The organism is Paraliomyxa miuraensis (assembly GCF_026337845.1).
Taxonomy (GTDB): Bacteria; Myxococcota_A; Polyangia; order Nannocystales; family Nannocystaceae; genus Paraliomyxa; species Paraliomyxa miuraensis.
Window position 1 is genome coordinate 97,455 of the sequence record NZ_JAOVZF010000151.1, and the last position, 15,897, is coordinate 113,351.

9 protein-coding genes are annotated in these 15,897 nt (G+C 69.6%); 3 read left to right on the top strand and 6 right to left on the bottom strand.

From position 1 onward, the window contains the following. Positions 1-6: 6 nt before the first annotated feature. The 5 genes from OEB96_RS18470 to OEB96_RS18490 all read right to left on the bottom strand — a co-directional run bounded on the left by OEB96_RS18470 (position 7) and on the right by OEB96_RS18490 (position 7,394). Positions 7-3,135: a protein kinase domain-containing protein gene (locus OEB96_RS18470; RefSeq protein ID WP_266217433.1), complete on the bottom strand. Its 3,129-nt coding sequence runs from the start codon at positions 3,133-3,135 to the stop codon at positions 7-9. Between the two features lie 200 nt (positions 3,136-3,335). After that, the gene (locus OEB96_RS18475) at positions 3,336-4,742 is read right to left on the bottom strand and encodes an Ig-like domain-containing protein (RefSeq protein WP_266217434.1); all 1,407 of its coding nucleotides are present in this window, start codon (positions 4,740-4,742) and stop codon (positions 3,336-3,338) included. A gap of 291 nt (positions 4,743-5,033) precedes the next feature. Further along, entirely contained in the window at positions 5,034-6,371 is a 1,338-nt protein-coding gene (locus tag OEB96_RS18480; protein WP_266217436.1) for a S41 family peptidase, read from the bottom strand. A 34-nt stretch (positions 6,372-6,405) separates the two neighbouring features. Beyond that, positions 6,406-6,852, bottom strand: a complete 447-nt coding sequence (locus OEB96_RS18485) for an anti-sigma factor family protein (RefSeq protein WP_266217437.1) — start codon at positions 6,850-6,852, stop codon at positions 6,406-6,408. Between the two features lie 2 nt (positions 6,853-6,854). Then, entirely contained in the window at positions 6,855-7,394 is a 540-nt protein-coding gene (locus tag OEB96_RS18490; protein ID WP_266217439.1) for an RNA polymerase sigma factor, read from the bottom strand. 214 nt (positions 7,395-7,608) lie between these two features. Between OEB96_RS18490 and OEB96_RS18495 the strand changes: the two genes are divergently transcribed. The 3 genes from OEB96_RS18495 to OEB96_RS18505 all read left to right on the top strand — a co-directional run bounded on the left by OEB96_RS18495 (position 7,609) and on the right by OEB96_RS18505 (position 11,285). Then, positions 7,609-9,108, top strand: a complete 1,500-nt coding sequence (locus tag OEB96_RS18495) for a cytochrome ubiquinol oxidase subunit I (RefSeq protein WP_266217441.1) — start codon at positions 7,609-7,611, stop codon at positions 9,106-9,108. Next, on the top strand, positions 9,108-10,121 hold the full coding sequence (cydB, locus tag OEB96_RS18500) for a cytochrome d ubiquinol oxidase subunit II (RefSeq protein WP_266217443.1): 1,014 nt from the start codon (positions 9,108-9,110) through the stop codon (positions 10,119-10,121). Before OEB96_RS18495 ends, cydB begins: the two co-directional genes overlap by 1 nt. A gap of 96 nt (positions 10,122-10,217) precedes the next feature. After that, the gene (locus OEB96_RS18505; protein ID WP_266217444.1) at positions 10,218-11,285 is read left to right on the top strand and encodes a glycerophosphodiester phosphodiesterase; all 1,068 of its coding nucleotides are present in this window, start codon (positions 10,218-10,220) and stop codon (positions 11,283-11,285) included. A 6-nt stretch (positions 11,286-11,291) separates the two neighbouring features. Here the strand turns inward: OEB96_RS18505 and OEB96_RS18510 are convergent, their stop codons facing one another. After that, positions 11,292-15,761: a CheR family methyltransferase gene (locus tag OEB96_RS18510; protein WP_266217446.1), complete on the bottom strand. Its 4,470-nt coding sequence runs from the start codon at positions 15,759-15,761 to the stop codon at positions 11,292-11,294. Positions 15,762-15,897: the final 136 nt, after the last annotated feature.

Consider the following 15,897-nt stretch of genomic DNA (forward strand, 5'->3'; position numbering starts at 1 on the left):
GGCGTGTCACTTGCCCAGCTTCTTGCGAACCTCGGTCAGGCGGTTGCCCACGTTGACCCCCAGGCGCTGCGCTTCGATGTAGGCGGCCTCGGCTTCCTGGTAGTGGAACTCCTTGAACAGGGCGTCCCCCAGCGCCTTGTGGGCGCGACCGTTGCGGGGCGAGAGCTTGACCGCCTGCTCGGCGGACTTGCGGGCCTGGTGGTACGAGCTCTGATCGAAGTGCACCAGCGCCATGCCCAGGTGCGCATCGCCGTTGCCGGGGTTGGCCGCGATGGCCTGGCCATAGAGCGACTTTGCCTCGCCGCGTAGGCCCTGCTTGCGCTTGGCGTCGCCTTCCTTGACCAGCTCGTTGGAGCGGGCGGGATCGTTCTTGCCCTTCTTGCTCGAGAGTCCAAGGTCGACCTGCCGGCGTCGCTTCTTGCGGTTGTCGTCGGTGCCCGCGTCGTCGCCGGCGTCGCCGGCTTCGCCTCCGTCGTCGATGGGCTCGCCGTTCTCGTCGAGGATCAGCGCGTCGTCGCCCCCGTCGGCTGCGGCGGCGTCGGAGCCATCCGCAGTGGCGGTGCCACCGTCCCCGGCGGCGTCCCCAGCGGTGTCGGCGGCGGCGCCCGAGCCTCGCGTGGGCGCGGTGACCTCGACCCCGGTGGACTTGGCGTGCCGCTCGAGCTGCATGCGGGCGATCGGCGACATGGTCTCGGTCGCGGCCAGGCCCTGGGTGATCGCAACCTCGAGCTTGGCCTTCTGCTCGGGATCCTGCGCCGACTCGTAGGTCGTGAGCGCCGACACCAGCATCTCGGCGTCGTTGAATTCACCGGCCAGGGCGCGCTGCTTGGCCATCTCGAACGTCAACGGGTCGATGTTGGCGCGACCGAAGATCTCGTCGTTGCTCTCGAACATCAGCGACCAGGCGTAGTACTGCCGCGCGAAGTCGGGCGCACCTTCCCAGAGCTGGTTGCCGTTGGTGACCAACGTGGTCGCGAATTCGTGCCGCAGCTCCTCGGCGCGGTCGTCGGCCATGGAGTGGGCTCGACCCTCGAGCGCCTCGAGCTCGGCCACCTTGCGCAGTGCCGTGGGGTTGTCCTTGAGGTGGCTCGGGGGCACCACCCACGAGGCCTTCGAGGCGGCCTCGCGGGCCTCGTTGGTCAGCTGCTCGACGAGATCCTTCTCCTCGGCGGTGGGCTGACGCCCGAACACGAGGAAGGCGGCCAGGCCCGCGGCCGCGAGCGTGCTGGTGAAGGCGATCGCCGGCCACAGCCACATGCGGCGGGCGGGCATGAGCGGGCGGTGCGAGGGCATCCCCGCGATGATTCGCTGGCGGCGCTCCTCGTCGGGGAGCTGGGGGATCGGCAGATCGTCCCACGGGGTGACCAGGCCGGCGGCGATCTGGGCCTCGCACAGCGCGGCCTCGAGGTCGGCCATGTCGCGGTAGCGCTCGGCGGGGCTCTTGGCGAGGCAGCGCATGATCACGGCCTCGAGCTCGGCCGGGATCGGTAGATCGGGCCGCACCTGTCGCACGGGAGTCGGCGTCTCGTGGAGCTGGAGCTGCAGGACCTTCTCGATGTCCTCGTCGTCGAACGGCGGGCGACCCACGAGCAGCTCGTAGGCGGTGCAGCCCAGGGCGTAGACGTCGAGACGCCCGTCGAACTCCTCGCCGAGGATCTGCTCGGGCGCCATGTAGTGGGGCGTTCCGGCGATGCCCACGTTGCGCTGGCCCCCGGCCGCGAGCATGGCCGAGATCCCGAAGTCGACGATCTTGACGTGATCGGCGCGACCCTCGACGGTGGTGATGATGACGTTCTCGGGCTTGACGTCGCGGTGCACCACGCCCGCCTCGTGGGCACGCGCGAGGCCCTTGCACACCTGGCGCAGGATGCCCAGCAACCGGCCCGGCTCCATGCTGGTCTGCTCGTTGGCGGGGACGAGATCCTCGCCCTCGAGCAGCTCCATGGCGAAGAACAGGCGCCCGTCGGCGAGCTCGCCGAAGTCGTAGACCTCGACGATGTTGGGCGAGCCCAGCCGGCTGACGGCGCGGGCCTCGTCGCGGAACACCTGGGCCATTGCCGATTGCTGGCTCAGATCGAAGCGCAGGATCTTGAGCGCGGAGCGACGGTCGAGGTCGGTGTGGACGACCTCGTAGACCACGCCCATGCCGCCTTCGCCCAGCCAGCGGCGGATCTCGTAGCGCGTGCCGGGGATCACCTTGCCGGCGACGAGGCGGATCTTGGGAACCTCGGCAACGGGGGCCGAGTGTGCGTCGGTGCCCTGGGGGAGGGTGACGAGCTCGTCGCTGCGCTGGGGGACGGAGCGAACCCCGGTGCGGGGGCGGTTGGTGGATTTGTTGTCGGCGAGATCGACCTGGGTGTCGGCGGTGCCCATGCCGGGCTTGCCGGATCCGCCGTGCAGGTCGGGGTTGGGCAACGTGTCGCGCGTGCCCGAGTCGTACGCGGGATTGGGGCCCGAGGTACGCGAGGGCGCGGGATCGGTGCTGCTGCGCGCTCGAGAGGGCGCGGGCAGGGTGGCGTCGGCGCTGGCGCCGTGCAGGGCGGTGCGGAACTCCTGTTCGAAGTCGCTCTCCTCGTCCTCGAACAGGCTGTCGGAGAGCAGAGCGTCCATCTGCGAGTCGCTGGGATCGATCTGCGAGGCGATGCGCGACTCACTGGGATCGACGTCGATGTCGAGCTCGTCGTCGTCGCCGTGGATCGCATGGGTTCGCGTGTCCACGACGGTATCGGCTCCCTTGGCCGCGACGGGCGAGGGCGGGCGGGGCACCGGTGGTGCAGGCGCCGGGCCGATCACCGTCTCCTGATACGAGGGGAGCGAGGCGTCGGGGACGGGCGTGGCCGGTAGCTTGGGCGCGGAGCCGGGCTTGGGTACTGCGGGTCCCGTGGTCGGCAGCATCGTCTTGCCGGTGATGGCGGGGCCGGGGATCGGCGGGGCCCCCATGCTGATCTGCGTCTTGCGCAGGGCTGCCTTGGCCGCGTCGGCCCCGGCCTTGGCTTGCGCGGCCGCGTGCGCGGGTACGACGGGCGCACCCAGAGGAGCGGGAGGAGGCGGCAGGGGGCCCGGCCCCGAGGCGATGCGAGTCCGCCGGTCCGTCCGCGATGCTTCGGCTTCGTTTGCCAGGGGTGCTTTGGCCATCCAGGCTCCTCGAGGGAAAGGGATGCTCAGGCTAGGGAGCGTCGTCCCCCGAAGGGGGCGCCGCAAGGAGGTGCGCAAGCTCGCCGATTCTATCAGGCGATCTGCGACGTCCGGGATCCAACGTGTGACCCGACCCATTCGAGTCTCGCGCGCGGGCGCGATCTGCGGGCCTGCGTTTCCTCGATTCCCCGTCTTGGGGGCTAGCGACCGCTGGAACGCCGTCGCTGCGCACCCATGACGACCAGCAGGATCAGCCCGAACGCTGAACGGCTGTCTCCCGGAGCTGTTCTGCAGGCGCAGCTCGACGGCGGGTCGAAGCCGTCGTCGAGGCCATAACCTGGAGGCAAGGAGCCCTCGTCGGTCCCGTCGCCGCCTCCGTCATCGGCACTCGCACTGCCGGTCACGGGGTCGACACCCCCATCGTCGAGTCCGGTGTCGCCCCCGGTGCCGCCGGTACCCGGCCCGGTGTCGCCGCCGCTCGGCGGCAGATCGTCGCCCACGGAGATGGTGACGATGGCGCTCTGGGTCTCGTTGCCGGCGACGTCGGCCGCGATCACGTAGAGCTCGTAGGTGCCGGCCGGGATGTTGCTGACGTCCCAGCCGTAGGGCTCCGAGCCATCGCTGCTCTGCGCGTTGCCGTTGGAGTAGAGCGTGACCTGATCGATCGCCTGATCGTCGGAAGCGTCGACCGTGATGGTGAAGTCGGACCCGGTGGGGAAGGTCGCCCCGTTGCTCGGGTAGGTGATCTGCACGACCGGGCTCGACACGTCGGGGCTGGACGGGCCGAACAGGGTCAGCAGCTCCTGGTAGGAATTCTGCAGTCCCGACGAGCCGCACTCGGCCGCATGCTGCGAGCCGCAGGCGACGCCCTGCACGATCGTGATGCACTGGTCGGTGAACGACGCATCACCACCCGCGTTGTACGGGTTCATGATGTCGGACGGGGCATCGACGTGCTCGAGCCCGTAGGAGTGGGCGACCTCCTGGCCGATGGTCGTGGCCGTGACCGCGGCGGAGAAGCTGTCGTTGACGCTGTGGAACGCGTAGGTGATGTTGTTGTGGGTCTGCGAGTCGTCGCAGTCGAGCGGAGCGATGCCCAGCACCCCGCCCCCGAAGGGGTTGGTGGGGCCGGTCATGTTCATGGTGTAGTTGCCCGAGCCGGGCCGCGTGTCGGTGACGATCACGTCGAACGGGGCCCAGTCGGCGGCCACGGCCTGCATGACGGCGTCGCGCTTGGCCCCCGCGCCATAGGCCGCGAAGTTGCCTGCCAGCTCGTTGATCTGGGTGACGTCGTTGGTCGAGTCGTCCCAGCCGCTACTGAGGTTGGCGCCATCGAAATTGACGAAGATCCGCCCCTGCGAGGCCTGCTCGGGGGCCTGGCCGGGCACGCGCTCGTGGGGCGCCTGCGCCGGCACGGGAATGGGGGAGCCGCGATACTGCCCCAGGCCGAGCTGCTGGAGCTCCTCGACGCTCATGTCCCAGGTCTCGGGGCGCTCGGCCGTCGGCTCTTCGGCCCACGCCGAGGGCGTCACGGCCAGGATCGCCACGAGCAACCCGGGCTGGGCCCGGCGCCGGGACGGGCGGGAGAGTGGACGATCGACGGGCATCACGGCGCTCCTGGTTGGCAGGCGAGGGCGGCCGACCGCTCGATCGCCGGTCCCGACGAACCAACCGGTCGCCCACATTGGAGCCTAGCCAACCGCGTCGCAGGTTGACAAGCGAAAGCTGGCGCAGGAAGCGTGTCAGAGGCTACGTGGCTTCCGTCGGCGGTCGGCGGCGGCGGTCGTCGTCGGTCGTCGTCGGCGGTCGACCGCGCGCGCGGGCGAGCCGTACGCCGTATCCCCGTCGTTGGCCGTGCCGTACGTCGGCATCGGGGGGATCGGCATCGGGGAGGCGCGTCACTCTCGCAGGAGCGTGATCGCGGCCGCCAGCGGGGGATCGGCGCGTGGATCGAGCTGGTGGATCGGGGCGAGCTTGGCGGTCTGGTCGCTGGGGACGCGGATGTCGGGCTGTACGCCGAGCCCCTGGGTGGATTGCCCCGAAGCGGTGGCGAAGCGGCTGACCGAGAGCTTGACGGCCCAGCCCTCGGGGAGCTCGTGGACCGACTCGATGGTGTGCTTGCCAAACGTGGGCTCGCCGAGCAACACCGCGCCGTCGTGCTCGTGGATTGCATCCGCGACGATCTCGGCGCCCGAGGCCGTCTTGGGTCCGATGAGCACGACCAGGGGCCACGCCTGCGAAGGGTGCTCGCCCTCGCTTCGCCGCACGAGCGGCTCGCGCCCTCGCTCGTGGATGGTCAGCACCGGCCGATCCGGCGGCACGAAGCGGCCGAGGGTCTCCACCGCGGGATCGAGCAGACCCCCCGGGCAGTTGCGCAGATCGAGCACCAGGCGGCTGGTGCCCCGGTCGGCGAGCGACGCGAGCTGCTCGTCGAGCTCGGCCACGGTCTGCTTGGAGAACGAGGTGATCCGTAGATAGCCCAGGCCCTCGCTCAAGACGGTCGATTGCACGCTCGGCACCTCGACCAGGCCGCGGGTGATGGTCTCGTTCCACTCCTCGGTGTCGCGCTGGACGAACAGCTCCACCGTGGAGCCCTCGGGGCCGCGAATGCGATCGGCCACGGTCTCGAGGTCGAGCTCGCTGATGCGCTCGGCGTCGATCCCGAGGATGCGGTCGCCCGCACGCAGGCCGCTGCGCTCGGCGGGGCCGCCGGTGATGACCTCGCGCACCACGACCACGCCGGCGACGCGCTCGAGCATGATGCCCACGCCGACGAGGCGACCGGACGTGCCCACGAGCAGCTCGTGATGCTCGCGTGGGGACAAGAGCTCGTTGATGCGGTGCCCGGGCAGCTGCTCGAGCCGTGCGAGCACGCCCTCCATGGCGGCGGTGTAGAGCTCGTCCTCGGTCAGCGGTCCATCGACGTACTTGGTGGCGATGAGCGCGGCGAGCTCATCGAACGCGGGCTTGGCCCCGGGAAGCACGGCGCGCTCGCGACCGAGCAGGTCCTCGTGGTGCTTCTGCGGATCCTGCGGGTCGTGCCTGGGGGCGGCGGGGCTCGCTGCCGCCGCGGGGGCGTGCTCGGCCGCGGGCGAGTCGGCGGCGCGTGCGAGCGCGTCCTCGCCCACCTCGTCCTCGTGACCGGGGCCGAGATCGTCGTGATGATCGCAAGCGGCCGAGAGCAGCAGCGCGAGACCGAGCAAGGTGGGGGGGAGGTGGTGACGGAGCATCATCATGGCGAGGGTCCTCGTGGTGTCGGGGCAGGGGTGCTCACAGCACGTCGCGGTGGGCAGGGGGCAGCGAGATCGCGTCGTAGTGCGAGAGGGAGGCGGCCGGGGGCATGCCGAGGGGATCCGTGGTCGGTGGTGGACCGGAGTCTCGGGTGAGCGACGAAGCCACCCACAGGGCCAGGGGCAGCAGGCCCACGAGCACGGCCCCGTAGGCGGGGATCGGTCGCAGCAGCAGGTGCCACGAGCGAGTCCACCAGCGCGGGCGAACCTCGGCGGCCACCTGCCGACGCAGGCGGGTGTACACGCGGGCATGGGGCGCCTCTGCGTGCGCCTCCACGATGCCCGCGAGGTCGGCCCGTAGGCGGCAATACTCGAGCGCACAGACCGAGCAACCGGCGAGGTGTCGTGCGACCTCGGTGTGGATGGGATCGTCCGTCTGAGCGCAGGCGTGGTCGATGAGCAGGGGCTCGCAGTCGTGGCAATGCATGGCTAGCCGTGTCCAATCTCGGCCAGGCGGCGTCGGAACGCCTTGGTGGCCGCGTGCAGGCGTGACTTGATCGTGCCCTCGGGTACCCCGTGGATGTCGGCGAGCTCGCGGTAGGTCAGCTCGCCCACTTGCTTGAGCAGGAGCAGGTGGCGCTCGGCCTCGGAGAGCTCGGTCATGGCGGCGCGGACGGCCTGCAGACGGCCGACCGATTCCTCGAGGTCGGGGGACGGCGCCGCGGGGGAGGGCGGGGGCTTGGCCGCCTCGCGCACGGCGAGACGGCGGCGGTGCTCGAGGCAGCGGTTGCGCGCCACCGTGAACAGCCATGCGGCGAAGCGACCCTTGGTGGCGTCGTAGCTGCGGTCGCGGATCACGGTGAGCAGCACGTCCTGCAGCAGGTCCTCGGCGAGGTCGCGGTCCTCCACCATCCGGCGCAGGTAGCCGAACAAGCGCCGCTCGTAGCGGGCGTAGAGCTCGTCGAACGCCCGTAGGTCGCCGCTACGGATCGCCTCGAGCAGATCCTCGTCCGAGCGTCCCCGAGTCATGGTGGAAGCGTCGGGGTCAGGTATGCACGAGCGCGGTGGATCGTTCACGAGCGCCCGAGAAAATCTTCGACGGGGCTGCGCTCGAGGCGCAAGGACGCGGCGGCGGGCGGGAATTCCCGCACCGGTGGGGTCGACGAGGGGTACGCGGCGCTCGGCCGGCACGGCGGTCCCTGACCGGGGGCCGCGCCCCTTGCTATGGTGCGAGCGAGTCACGATGGATCTCACCCTCGTAGAGCTTTCCCGGGCTCAGTTCGCCCTCACGGTGATGTTCCACTACCTGTTCCCGCCGCTGTCGATCGGCCTGGGACTGCTGATGGTCGTCATGGAGGGCCTGTACCTGCGCACGGGCAATCCTCAGTACGAAGCGATGGCCCGGTTCTGGACGCGGATCTTCGCGGTCAACTTCGCGGTGGGGGTGGCCAGCGGCATCACCATGGAGTTCCAGTTCGGCACGAACTGGGCGACCTACTCGCGCTTCGTGGGCGACGTGTTCGGCTCGGCGCTGGCGGCCGAGGGCATCTTCGCGTTCTTCCTCGAGTCGGGGTTCCTGGCCGTGCTGGTGTTCGGCTGGAACCGCGTGGGTCCGCGCATGCACTTCCTGAGCACCGTGATGGTGTTCCTGGGCTCGTGCTTCTCGGCGGTGTGGATCGTGATCGCCAACTCGTGGCAGCACACGCCGGCCGGCTTCCGCCTGGTGGAGCACGAGGGGGCGCTGCGCGCCGAGATCACCGACTTCTGGGCGATGGTGTTCAACCCCTCGGCCATGCACCGGCTGGGGCACGTGCTGCTCGGCTCGTTCATCCTGGGGGCGTTCTTCGTGATGAGCATCAGCGCGTGGTACCTCTTGCGGCACCGCCACGAGGACTTCGCCCGCAAGAGCTTCGTCATCGCGCTGTGGGTGGGAGCGCTGGCCTCGTGGGGCGAGCTGGTCAGCGGGCACTCGCAGGCGCGGGCGGTCGCACACAACCAGCCCGCCAAGCTCGCGGCGTTCGAGGGGCACTTCGTCACCGCCGACCACGGGACCGAGATGTGGCTGATGGGCTGGCCCAACGTGGAGGAGCAGCGCGTCGAGTACGGCATCGCGATCCCCAAGATGCTGAGCTTGCTGGTCTACGACGACTTCGATCGGCCGGTGCAGGCGCTCGACCAGACCCCGCCGCAGGACCGGCCCCCGGTGGTGGTGCCGTTCGTCAGCTATCACGTGATGGTGGGGCTGGGCATGCTGTTCATCGGCATGACCTCGCTGGCGCTGGTGCTGTGGTGGCGGGGGCGGCTGTTCTCGCAGCGGTGGCTGCTGTGGGCGTTCGTGGTGGCGGTGATCGGCCCGTACGTCGCCAACCAAACCGGATGGGTCGCGGCCGAGGTGGGGCGCCAACCGTGGGTGGTGTACGGGCTGCTGCGCACGTCGGATGCGGTCTCGGCCCTGGTCCCGCGCGAGCAGGTGCTGGTGTCGATCATCGCGTTTGGGCTGGTGTACCTGGCGCTGCTTGCGGTGTGGCTGTACGTGGTCAACGAGAAGATCCGCCACGGGCCACCCGAGCCGCGGCCGCGCGACGGCTCGGCCAGCGAGAGCCTGGTGGTGGCGGCGGCGGCGGTCGGGATGGGGCGAGGCGGGCACTCCTACACCGAGACCAGCGCCGACGTGGCCGCCCGTAGCTCGGTGGCGCTCTCGCGATCCGCACGCGAGGACGAGCGCGAGGAGGAGTCGCGCTGATGGACTTGCACGTGCTGTGGTTCTGCCTGCTCGGCGTGCTCTTGATGGGCTACGCGATCCTCGATGGCTTCGACCTGGGCGTGGGCATTCTTCACCCGCTGGTGCGAGGCGACACCGAGCGCCGCCTGGTGCTCAACAGCATCGGGCCGCTCTGGGACGGCAACGAGGTCTGGCTGGTGACGTTTGGTGGGGCGTTGTTCGCGGCGTTCCCCGATGCCTATGCCACCGTGCTGTCGGGCTTCTATCTCCCCGTGATCCTGGTGCTGCTGTCGCTGATCGGGCGGGCGATCTCGATCGAGTTTCGCAGCAAGAGCACGTCGAGGTTCTGGCGAGCGTACTGGGACTTCTCGTTCTTCCTGTCGAGCCTGGTGGCGACGCTGGTGTTCGGGGTGGCGCTGGGCAACGTGGTCGGCGGCATCGAGCTGTCTGCCGAGGGCTACTACGTGGGAGGGCTGTCGGGACTGCTCCAGCCGTTCGCGCTGGCGGTGGGCCTGCTGGCGGTGGCGGGCGCGGCCATGCACGGGGCGCTCTACCTTCAGCTCAAGGTCGAGGGCGCGCTGCGTCTCGAGGTGCGGCGCTGGGCCTGGGTGGCGTTCTTCGTGTTCGTCGGTCTCAACCTGGTGGTGGCCGGGATGGCGCTGCGCGGCGTGCCCCACCTGCTGCTCAACTTCGAGCGCTGGCCGTTCGCATGGGCGATGCCGGTGCTGGTGGGGCTGGCGTTGGCCAACATTCCGCGAGGCCTGGTGCGCGACCGGCCGCTGCAGGCGTTCGCCTCGTCGTGTGCCTCGATCGCGGGGCTGACGTTCCTGGCCGCGGCCGCGCTCTATCCCAACCTCGTGGTCAGCAGCAGCAGCGCGCCGAGCCTCGACATCTGGCGCTCCGCCTCGTCGGAGGCCACGCTGCGGCTGATGGCGATCATCGCGATGATCGGCATGCCGCTGGTGGCCACCTATACCGCGACCGTCTACTGGGTGTTTCGCGGCAAGGTCGAGCTCGACGAGCACTCGTACTGATGACTGGGTACGACTTCGGATAGGATCGGAGGCATGGCCCGCCGAACTCCTCGCCGCTCCCACCGTCAACCCTCCCTTCGTTGGATCGTCGGGTCGATGCTCCCGATCTCGATGGCCCTCCTGCCCGCAGCCAGGGCCGACTGCGTGGATGGGCGTCCGATCTCGGTGGGGCACCGGGGCGCGGGGAACACCGCCGCGGGCAACCCGTACCCCGAGAATACGATCCCCTCGTTGGTCGCGGCGGGCGAGCAAGGGGCGACCATGGTGGAGTTCGACGTGCAGCTCTCGGCCGATGGAATCCCGGTGCTGATGCACGATGCTCTGGTGGATGCCACCACCGATGGGATGGGGTGCGTGTCCGAGCTGACGCTCGACGAGCTCCGACTGCTCGATGCCGGGGTGGGCTCTCCCATGGAGGGCATGGGGGTCCAGATCCCCACGCTCGAGGAGGTGCTCGAGGCGATCGAGCTCGATGTGAACGTCGAGCTCAAGGCGGGCGGCGACGGCTGCCCCGAGCCGACCCATGCACAATTCGCGACGGCGGTGCTCGACGTGCTGGCGGCCGACCCCACCCCGCGCTTGCAGACGATCAGCTCGTTCGAGCTGGGCCTGCTCGAGGAGGTTCGAGCCCAGGACGGGGGGATCTACATCGGCTTCCTGGTGGTCACGGCGTTCTCGTCGATGGCGGCCGCCGACGCGGGCTTCGATGCGCTCAACCTGACCGACGGAGGGGTGGACGAGGCGGCGGTCACCACGGTGCGCGAGGCGGGGCTGGAGCTCAACGTGTGGACCGTGAACGATCCGACTCGCATGGCCGAGCTGTTCGCGCTCGACGTGGACAGCATCATCACCAACGAGATCGCCATGCTGGAGATGGTTCGTGCCGAGCAGTGCCCCGGCGAGGGTGACACGGGGAGCACCGGTGAGGCCGGCTCGACCAGCGAGGTCGGTGACGAGACGGCGGCGCCCGGCGGGACGGGGGACGAGGGCAGCGCCAGCGGCAGCACGAGCAGCGAAGAGAGCTCCGGGACCACCGGGGCGCCGCTCGAAGGCCAGGAGGAGGAGGGCTGCGCATGCCGGGCGGGGTCCTCGTCGCGGTGGCGGACGAGTCCATGGTTCCTGGGGCTGCTGGCAGTGGGCTGGCGTCGGCGCCGGGGCTCGTGACCGGGCCTACTCGACCTCTTGCTTGGCCTCGATGAGCATGCGCAGCACGTGCTCGATCCGGTCGAGCGGCACCGGCTTGGGGAGGTGGGCGTCGAATCCAGAGAGGCGGCTGCTCTGGGCGTCCACGTCACGCGCATACCCGCTGAGCGCGATGAGCGGAATGTGCTTGGTCCGCGGATCGGCGCGCAGGGTCGCGGCGACGTCGAAGCCGGTGAGGTCTCCGGGCAGCCCGATGTCACAGAGCACCGCGTCGAGGGCGAGCGTGCGGGCCAGCTCGATCGCCGCGGTGCCATCCTGCGCCACGGTGACCTCGTGGCCGTGCAGCTCGAGCGCGGAGCGAAGCATCTCGGCCGCGTCCTCGTTGTCCTCCAGGAGGAGGATGCGCTGTGCGCTCGATGCCACGGTGGGGTCGTGGTGCGAGGCCGAGCGCGGCTTGGCGAGGGGGATTCGCACCGTGAATTCCGCCCCTTTGCCGAGACCTTCGCTATGCGCTCGCACCGTGCCTCCGTGCAGCTCGACGAGCCGCTTGACCAGCGCCAGCCCCAGGCCGAGACCGCCTCGCGCACGATCGAGGCTCTGGTTCGCCTGGCGGAACGGCTCGAACACGTGGGGCAGGAGCTCCGGGTCGATGCCCTCTCCGGAGTCGCGAACCACGAGCACCGCGTGGTGGCCCTCGCGCTCGAGCCCGATCTCGATCTGGCCCGGGGCCGGGGTGTACTTCACGGCGTTGGACAGCAGGTTGTCGAGGATCTGAATCCAGCGCACGGAGTCGACCTCGGCCCATAGCGGCTCGCTGGCCACGGTGCAGCGTAGCTCGCGCTCGCCCATGATCTGGCTGTCTCGAAAGTCGCCCAGCACGCCCTCGGTGGTGCTCCGAAGGTCGAGCAAGCGCCGCTCGACCTTGATCTTGCCGCGGGCGATGCGGGAGACGTCGAGCAAGCCGTCGAGCAGCTTGGCCATGTGGCGGGTCTGACGCTCGACGATGATCTGGATGCGGGTGATCCGCTCGGGGTCGAGCTGGGGCAGCCTGAGCAGCTCGGCCGCGCTGTTGACCGCGGCCAGGGGATTGCGCAGCTCGTGCCCCAGCATGGCGATGAACTCGTCCTTTTGGCGGTTGGCCTCGACCAGCTCCCGCTCGATGCGGCGCTGCTTGGTCACGTCGTTGGCGGAGACCAGCCTCAGGCGGCGACCGTCGGCGGCCTCCCCGAGGGGGACCGCCAGGAACGAGAGCGTCTTGCGGGCACCACCCTTGGTCCAGATCTCCTGCTCGTAGCCGTGCTCGTGCGGTGGTGAGTCCCATACCTCCCGCTGCATCGCCATGAGCTCGGCGGCTTGCTCGCGAAAGGCCGCGTGCACCCAGGCCTCGGTGGTCGGGATGTCGTCGAGCGAATAGCCGGTGAGCTCGGTCCAGGATCGGCTCAGGTCCACGACGTTGCCCGTGTCGTCGTGGACCATCAGGGGGACGGGGGAGCTCATGAGCACCCGGCGGAAGCGTGCTTCGGAGCGCCGGAGGTCGGCCTCGGCGAGCTTGCGCGAGACCAGCTCGCCCAGCGAGCGGCCGATGCCCTCGAGGCAGCGAAGGAGGACGTCGTCGGCATGGAGCTGCTCGCGGGACAGGCACACCACCACCCCGATGGAGTCGTTGCCGATCGTGATCGGGAACACCAGCCCCGAGCACAGGCCGAGCTGCCGGGCTTCCTCGACGCGACGGAAGTGACGACGGGGGAGCAGCGAGGTGACCCACTCCGCGTGGCGCAACAGGTGCACCCGGCAGGGCACGCTCATTCCATCGGTGAGCTCGAGTCGATCCGGGGGCAGGCGCCGGTCGATCTGATGCGGTGAGAGCGGGGGTGTGGCATGGATGGCGCTGCGCTCGAGCGCGTGGCCGTCCGCGCTCGGCAGCCACAGCTCCACCACGTCGAGGCCGAGGGCCTCGGACGTGCTGGCATGGAACCGGGCGATCGCATCCGCGAGGTCGTCGGCTTCGACCGAGGCCCTGGCCACGGCGATCTCCAGCACCTGGCGTGCATGGGTTTGGTGGTGCTGGATGGCGCTGCCGATCACTGCGGCAACGGCCTGCAGGAAGTGGGCGTCCTCGGGGGAGAAGCGGCGAGCGCTCCGGGCGTGCGTGGCCAGGACCCCGTAGGGTCCGCCGAGGCCCGGGATGACGCACGAGAGTCCGCTGCGTACGTCGTAGCCGACCAGGAAGGGGGGGCCCTTGAAGCGCCGCTCTTGCTGGAGATCCTCGACGAGCACCACGCCGGGGCTCTGGAGCGTGTAGCCGGCCTGCGAGTCGAGATCCGCCTCCACCGTGGCGCGGCCCACCAGGCCCTCGCGCCAGCCCACGCCCGCACGCAGGAGCAGGGTCCGGCCTCCTGGCTGTAGCTCGAGCACCTTGCACAGATCGGTGCCGAGGGTCAGCTGGACCTCGCGCACGGCGTGCTCGAGGAAGGTCTGGAGGTCGGGCTCTTCGAGGGCCCGCAAGCCCAGGCGCGCGATCACGGCGTGCTGCTGCTCGCGGACCGCCAGCTGCTCGGCCGTGGTCTTGAGGTCGGTGACGTCTGCGAACGTGACGACGACGCCCTCGATGCGTCGTGTCTCGGTGCGGTAGGGCAGCACGCGTCGAATGATCCACCGGCCGTCGGTGGTCTGGATCTCGTCGGCCCGAGCCTCGAGGTGGTCGAGCACCTGCTGGGCTTGCTGGACGAGATCGTTCTGGAGCAGCTCGCGGGCGATGTCGCCCACGAAGCGCCCTTGATCATGGGCATCGAGACGAACGAGCTCGTTGGCGGCGGGGGTCGAGCGCTTGATGCAGAGTCGCTCGTCCAGGAACAGGGTGGCGATCCGGGCGCTGGAGAAGAAGTTGGCGATGTCGTCATGGGCCGACTCGAGCTGCTCGACCTTCTCGCGGAGCTGGGCGTTGACCGTGCTCAGCTCCTCGTTGAGCGAGCGCAGCTCCTCGGTCGTGGCCTCGAGCTCCTCGTTGACCGACTGGAGCTCCTCGTTCATCGAGGTCGACTCCTCGTTGGCGCAGCGCAGCTCCTCGTTGGACGACTCGAGCTCGTCGACCGTGCTGCGGAGGTCCTCGCGCGTGGCCTCGAGCTCCTTCTCGAGCAGCTCGATGACGGCATCCTGCTGCGGGGTGTCGACGGGAGAGTGAGGCGAGGAGGGCCCGGCGAGCGGCTCGAAGGTCACGAGCACGACGCCGTCGCCGATCTCGAAGGCAGGCGTTGCGGTGACCCTGATGCGCTCCAGCCGGCTGGAGTCGGGGCTCGAGGTCGCCACCACCGTTTGCTCCTCGCGTCGGCACTTGTAGAGCGCCGCGCGCACGCGGGTTGCGAGCTCGGGGTCGACCAGGTCGGAGAGTTCGAAGCGAGGGTCGCCCTCGGGAAAGCGCAAGTACGGGCGTAGCTCACCATGCATGTAGAGGATCGCGCCGGACTCGTCCACGACGATGGTCGGCGGGACCCGAGCGCCGAGGATGGCCCGACGGACTCGATCGTCACCACCACCCCTCGAGCGCACCCGAGCCGAGCCTGGACGGTTCTGTGGGCCCATGGACGTGCTCGACTCCTCGCGGCGATTCGTGGTGGATGCTCCCCTCCGCGCGATGGACGAGAGTCGTGAAGCACCCACTCTACGAAAGATCTTCCACTTCTTGGAGACCGTAGCAAACGAGCCACGCCGTGGCCCGGTCGACTCCGATGAGCCCAGCAGCAGGTAGCCATCGGGCTGCAGGGCAAAGTGGAGCAGGTTGAGCACTTGCTCCTGGGTCGGCGGGCGCAAGTAGATGAGCACGTTGCGGCAGCTGACGAGACTCATTCGCGAGAATGGCGGGTCGTTGGCCAGGTCGTGTGTTGCGAACGAGACGGCATCCCGCACCTGCTTGGTGACCCGATGGCCCTTGCCCTCGATCGCATCGAAATATCGTTGCAGTCGAAACGGACCGACTTGGTCGGCAATGGTGGGGGGGTAGAGCCCGGCCCGGCCGACCGCGAGGGCCTCTTCGTCGACATCGGTCGCGAACACCTGGAGCGATGCGGGGTGGTCATGGTGCGCGAGCGCCTCGAGCACCACGATGGCAATCGAGTATGCCTCCTCCCCGGTGGCACACCCGGGAACCCAGACGCGAAAGGACTCCTGCGGCGACAAGCTCTCGATGATCGGATCGATGGCCAGTCGGCGCAGGGCGTCGAACGCCTCGGGGTCGCGGAACATCTCGGTGACCGAGATCAGCAGCTCCTGCGCGAGCGCTCGTCGCTCCTCTCGGTCCTCGTGAAGGCGCACGAGGTAGCTCTCGAAGTCGTCGACCCCGATCGAGGCCATGCGGCGATGGGCCCGGCGGGTGATCGTTCCCGGCTTGTAGACGCGCAGGTCGATGTCCTCGAGCGCCTCGGCGAGCCGCTCGAGCGACACATCGTCGATGTCGGCCGGCGGGGGGGGCTCTGGCGGCTCTTCACCGGGTGTTCGTGCCATGGCGGCGTTGGACCTCTTCCACAGAGCCATACCGCCATGGGCAGTCGACGGGCTAGTCGGGACTTCTCCGCCCGCCTGGACCGAGGTTTTCACGCCACCGACGACGATGCCGTGCGCCCGGGCGCCTCTGCCGCTT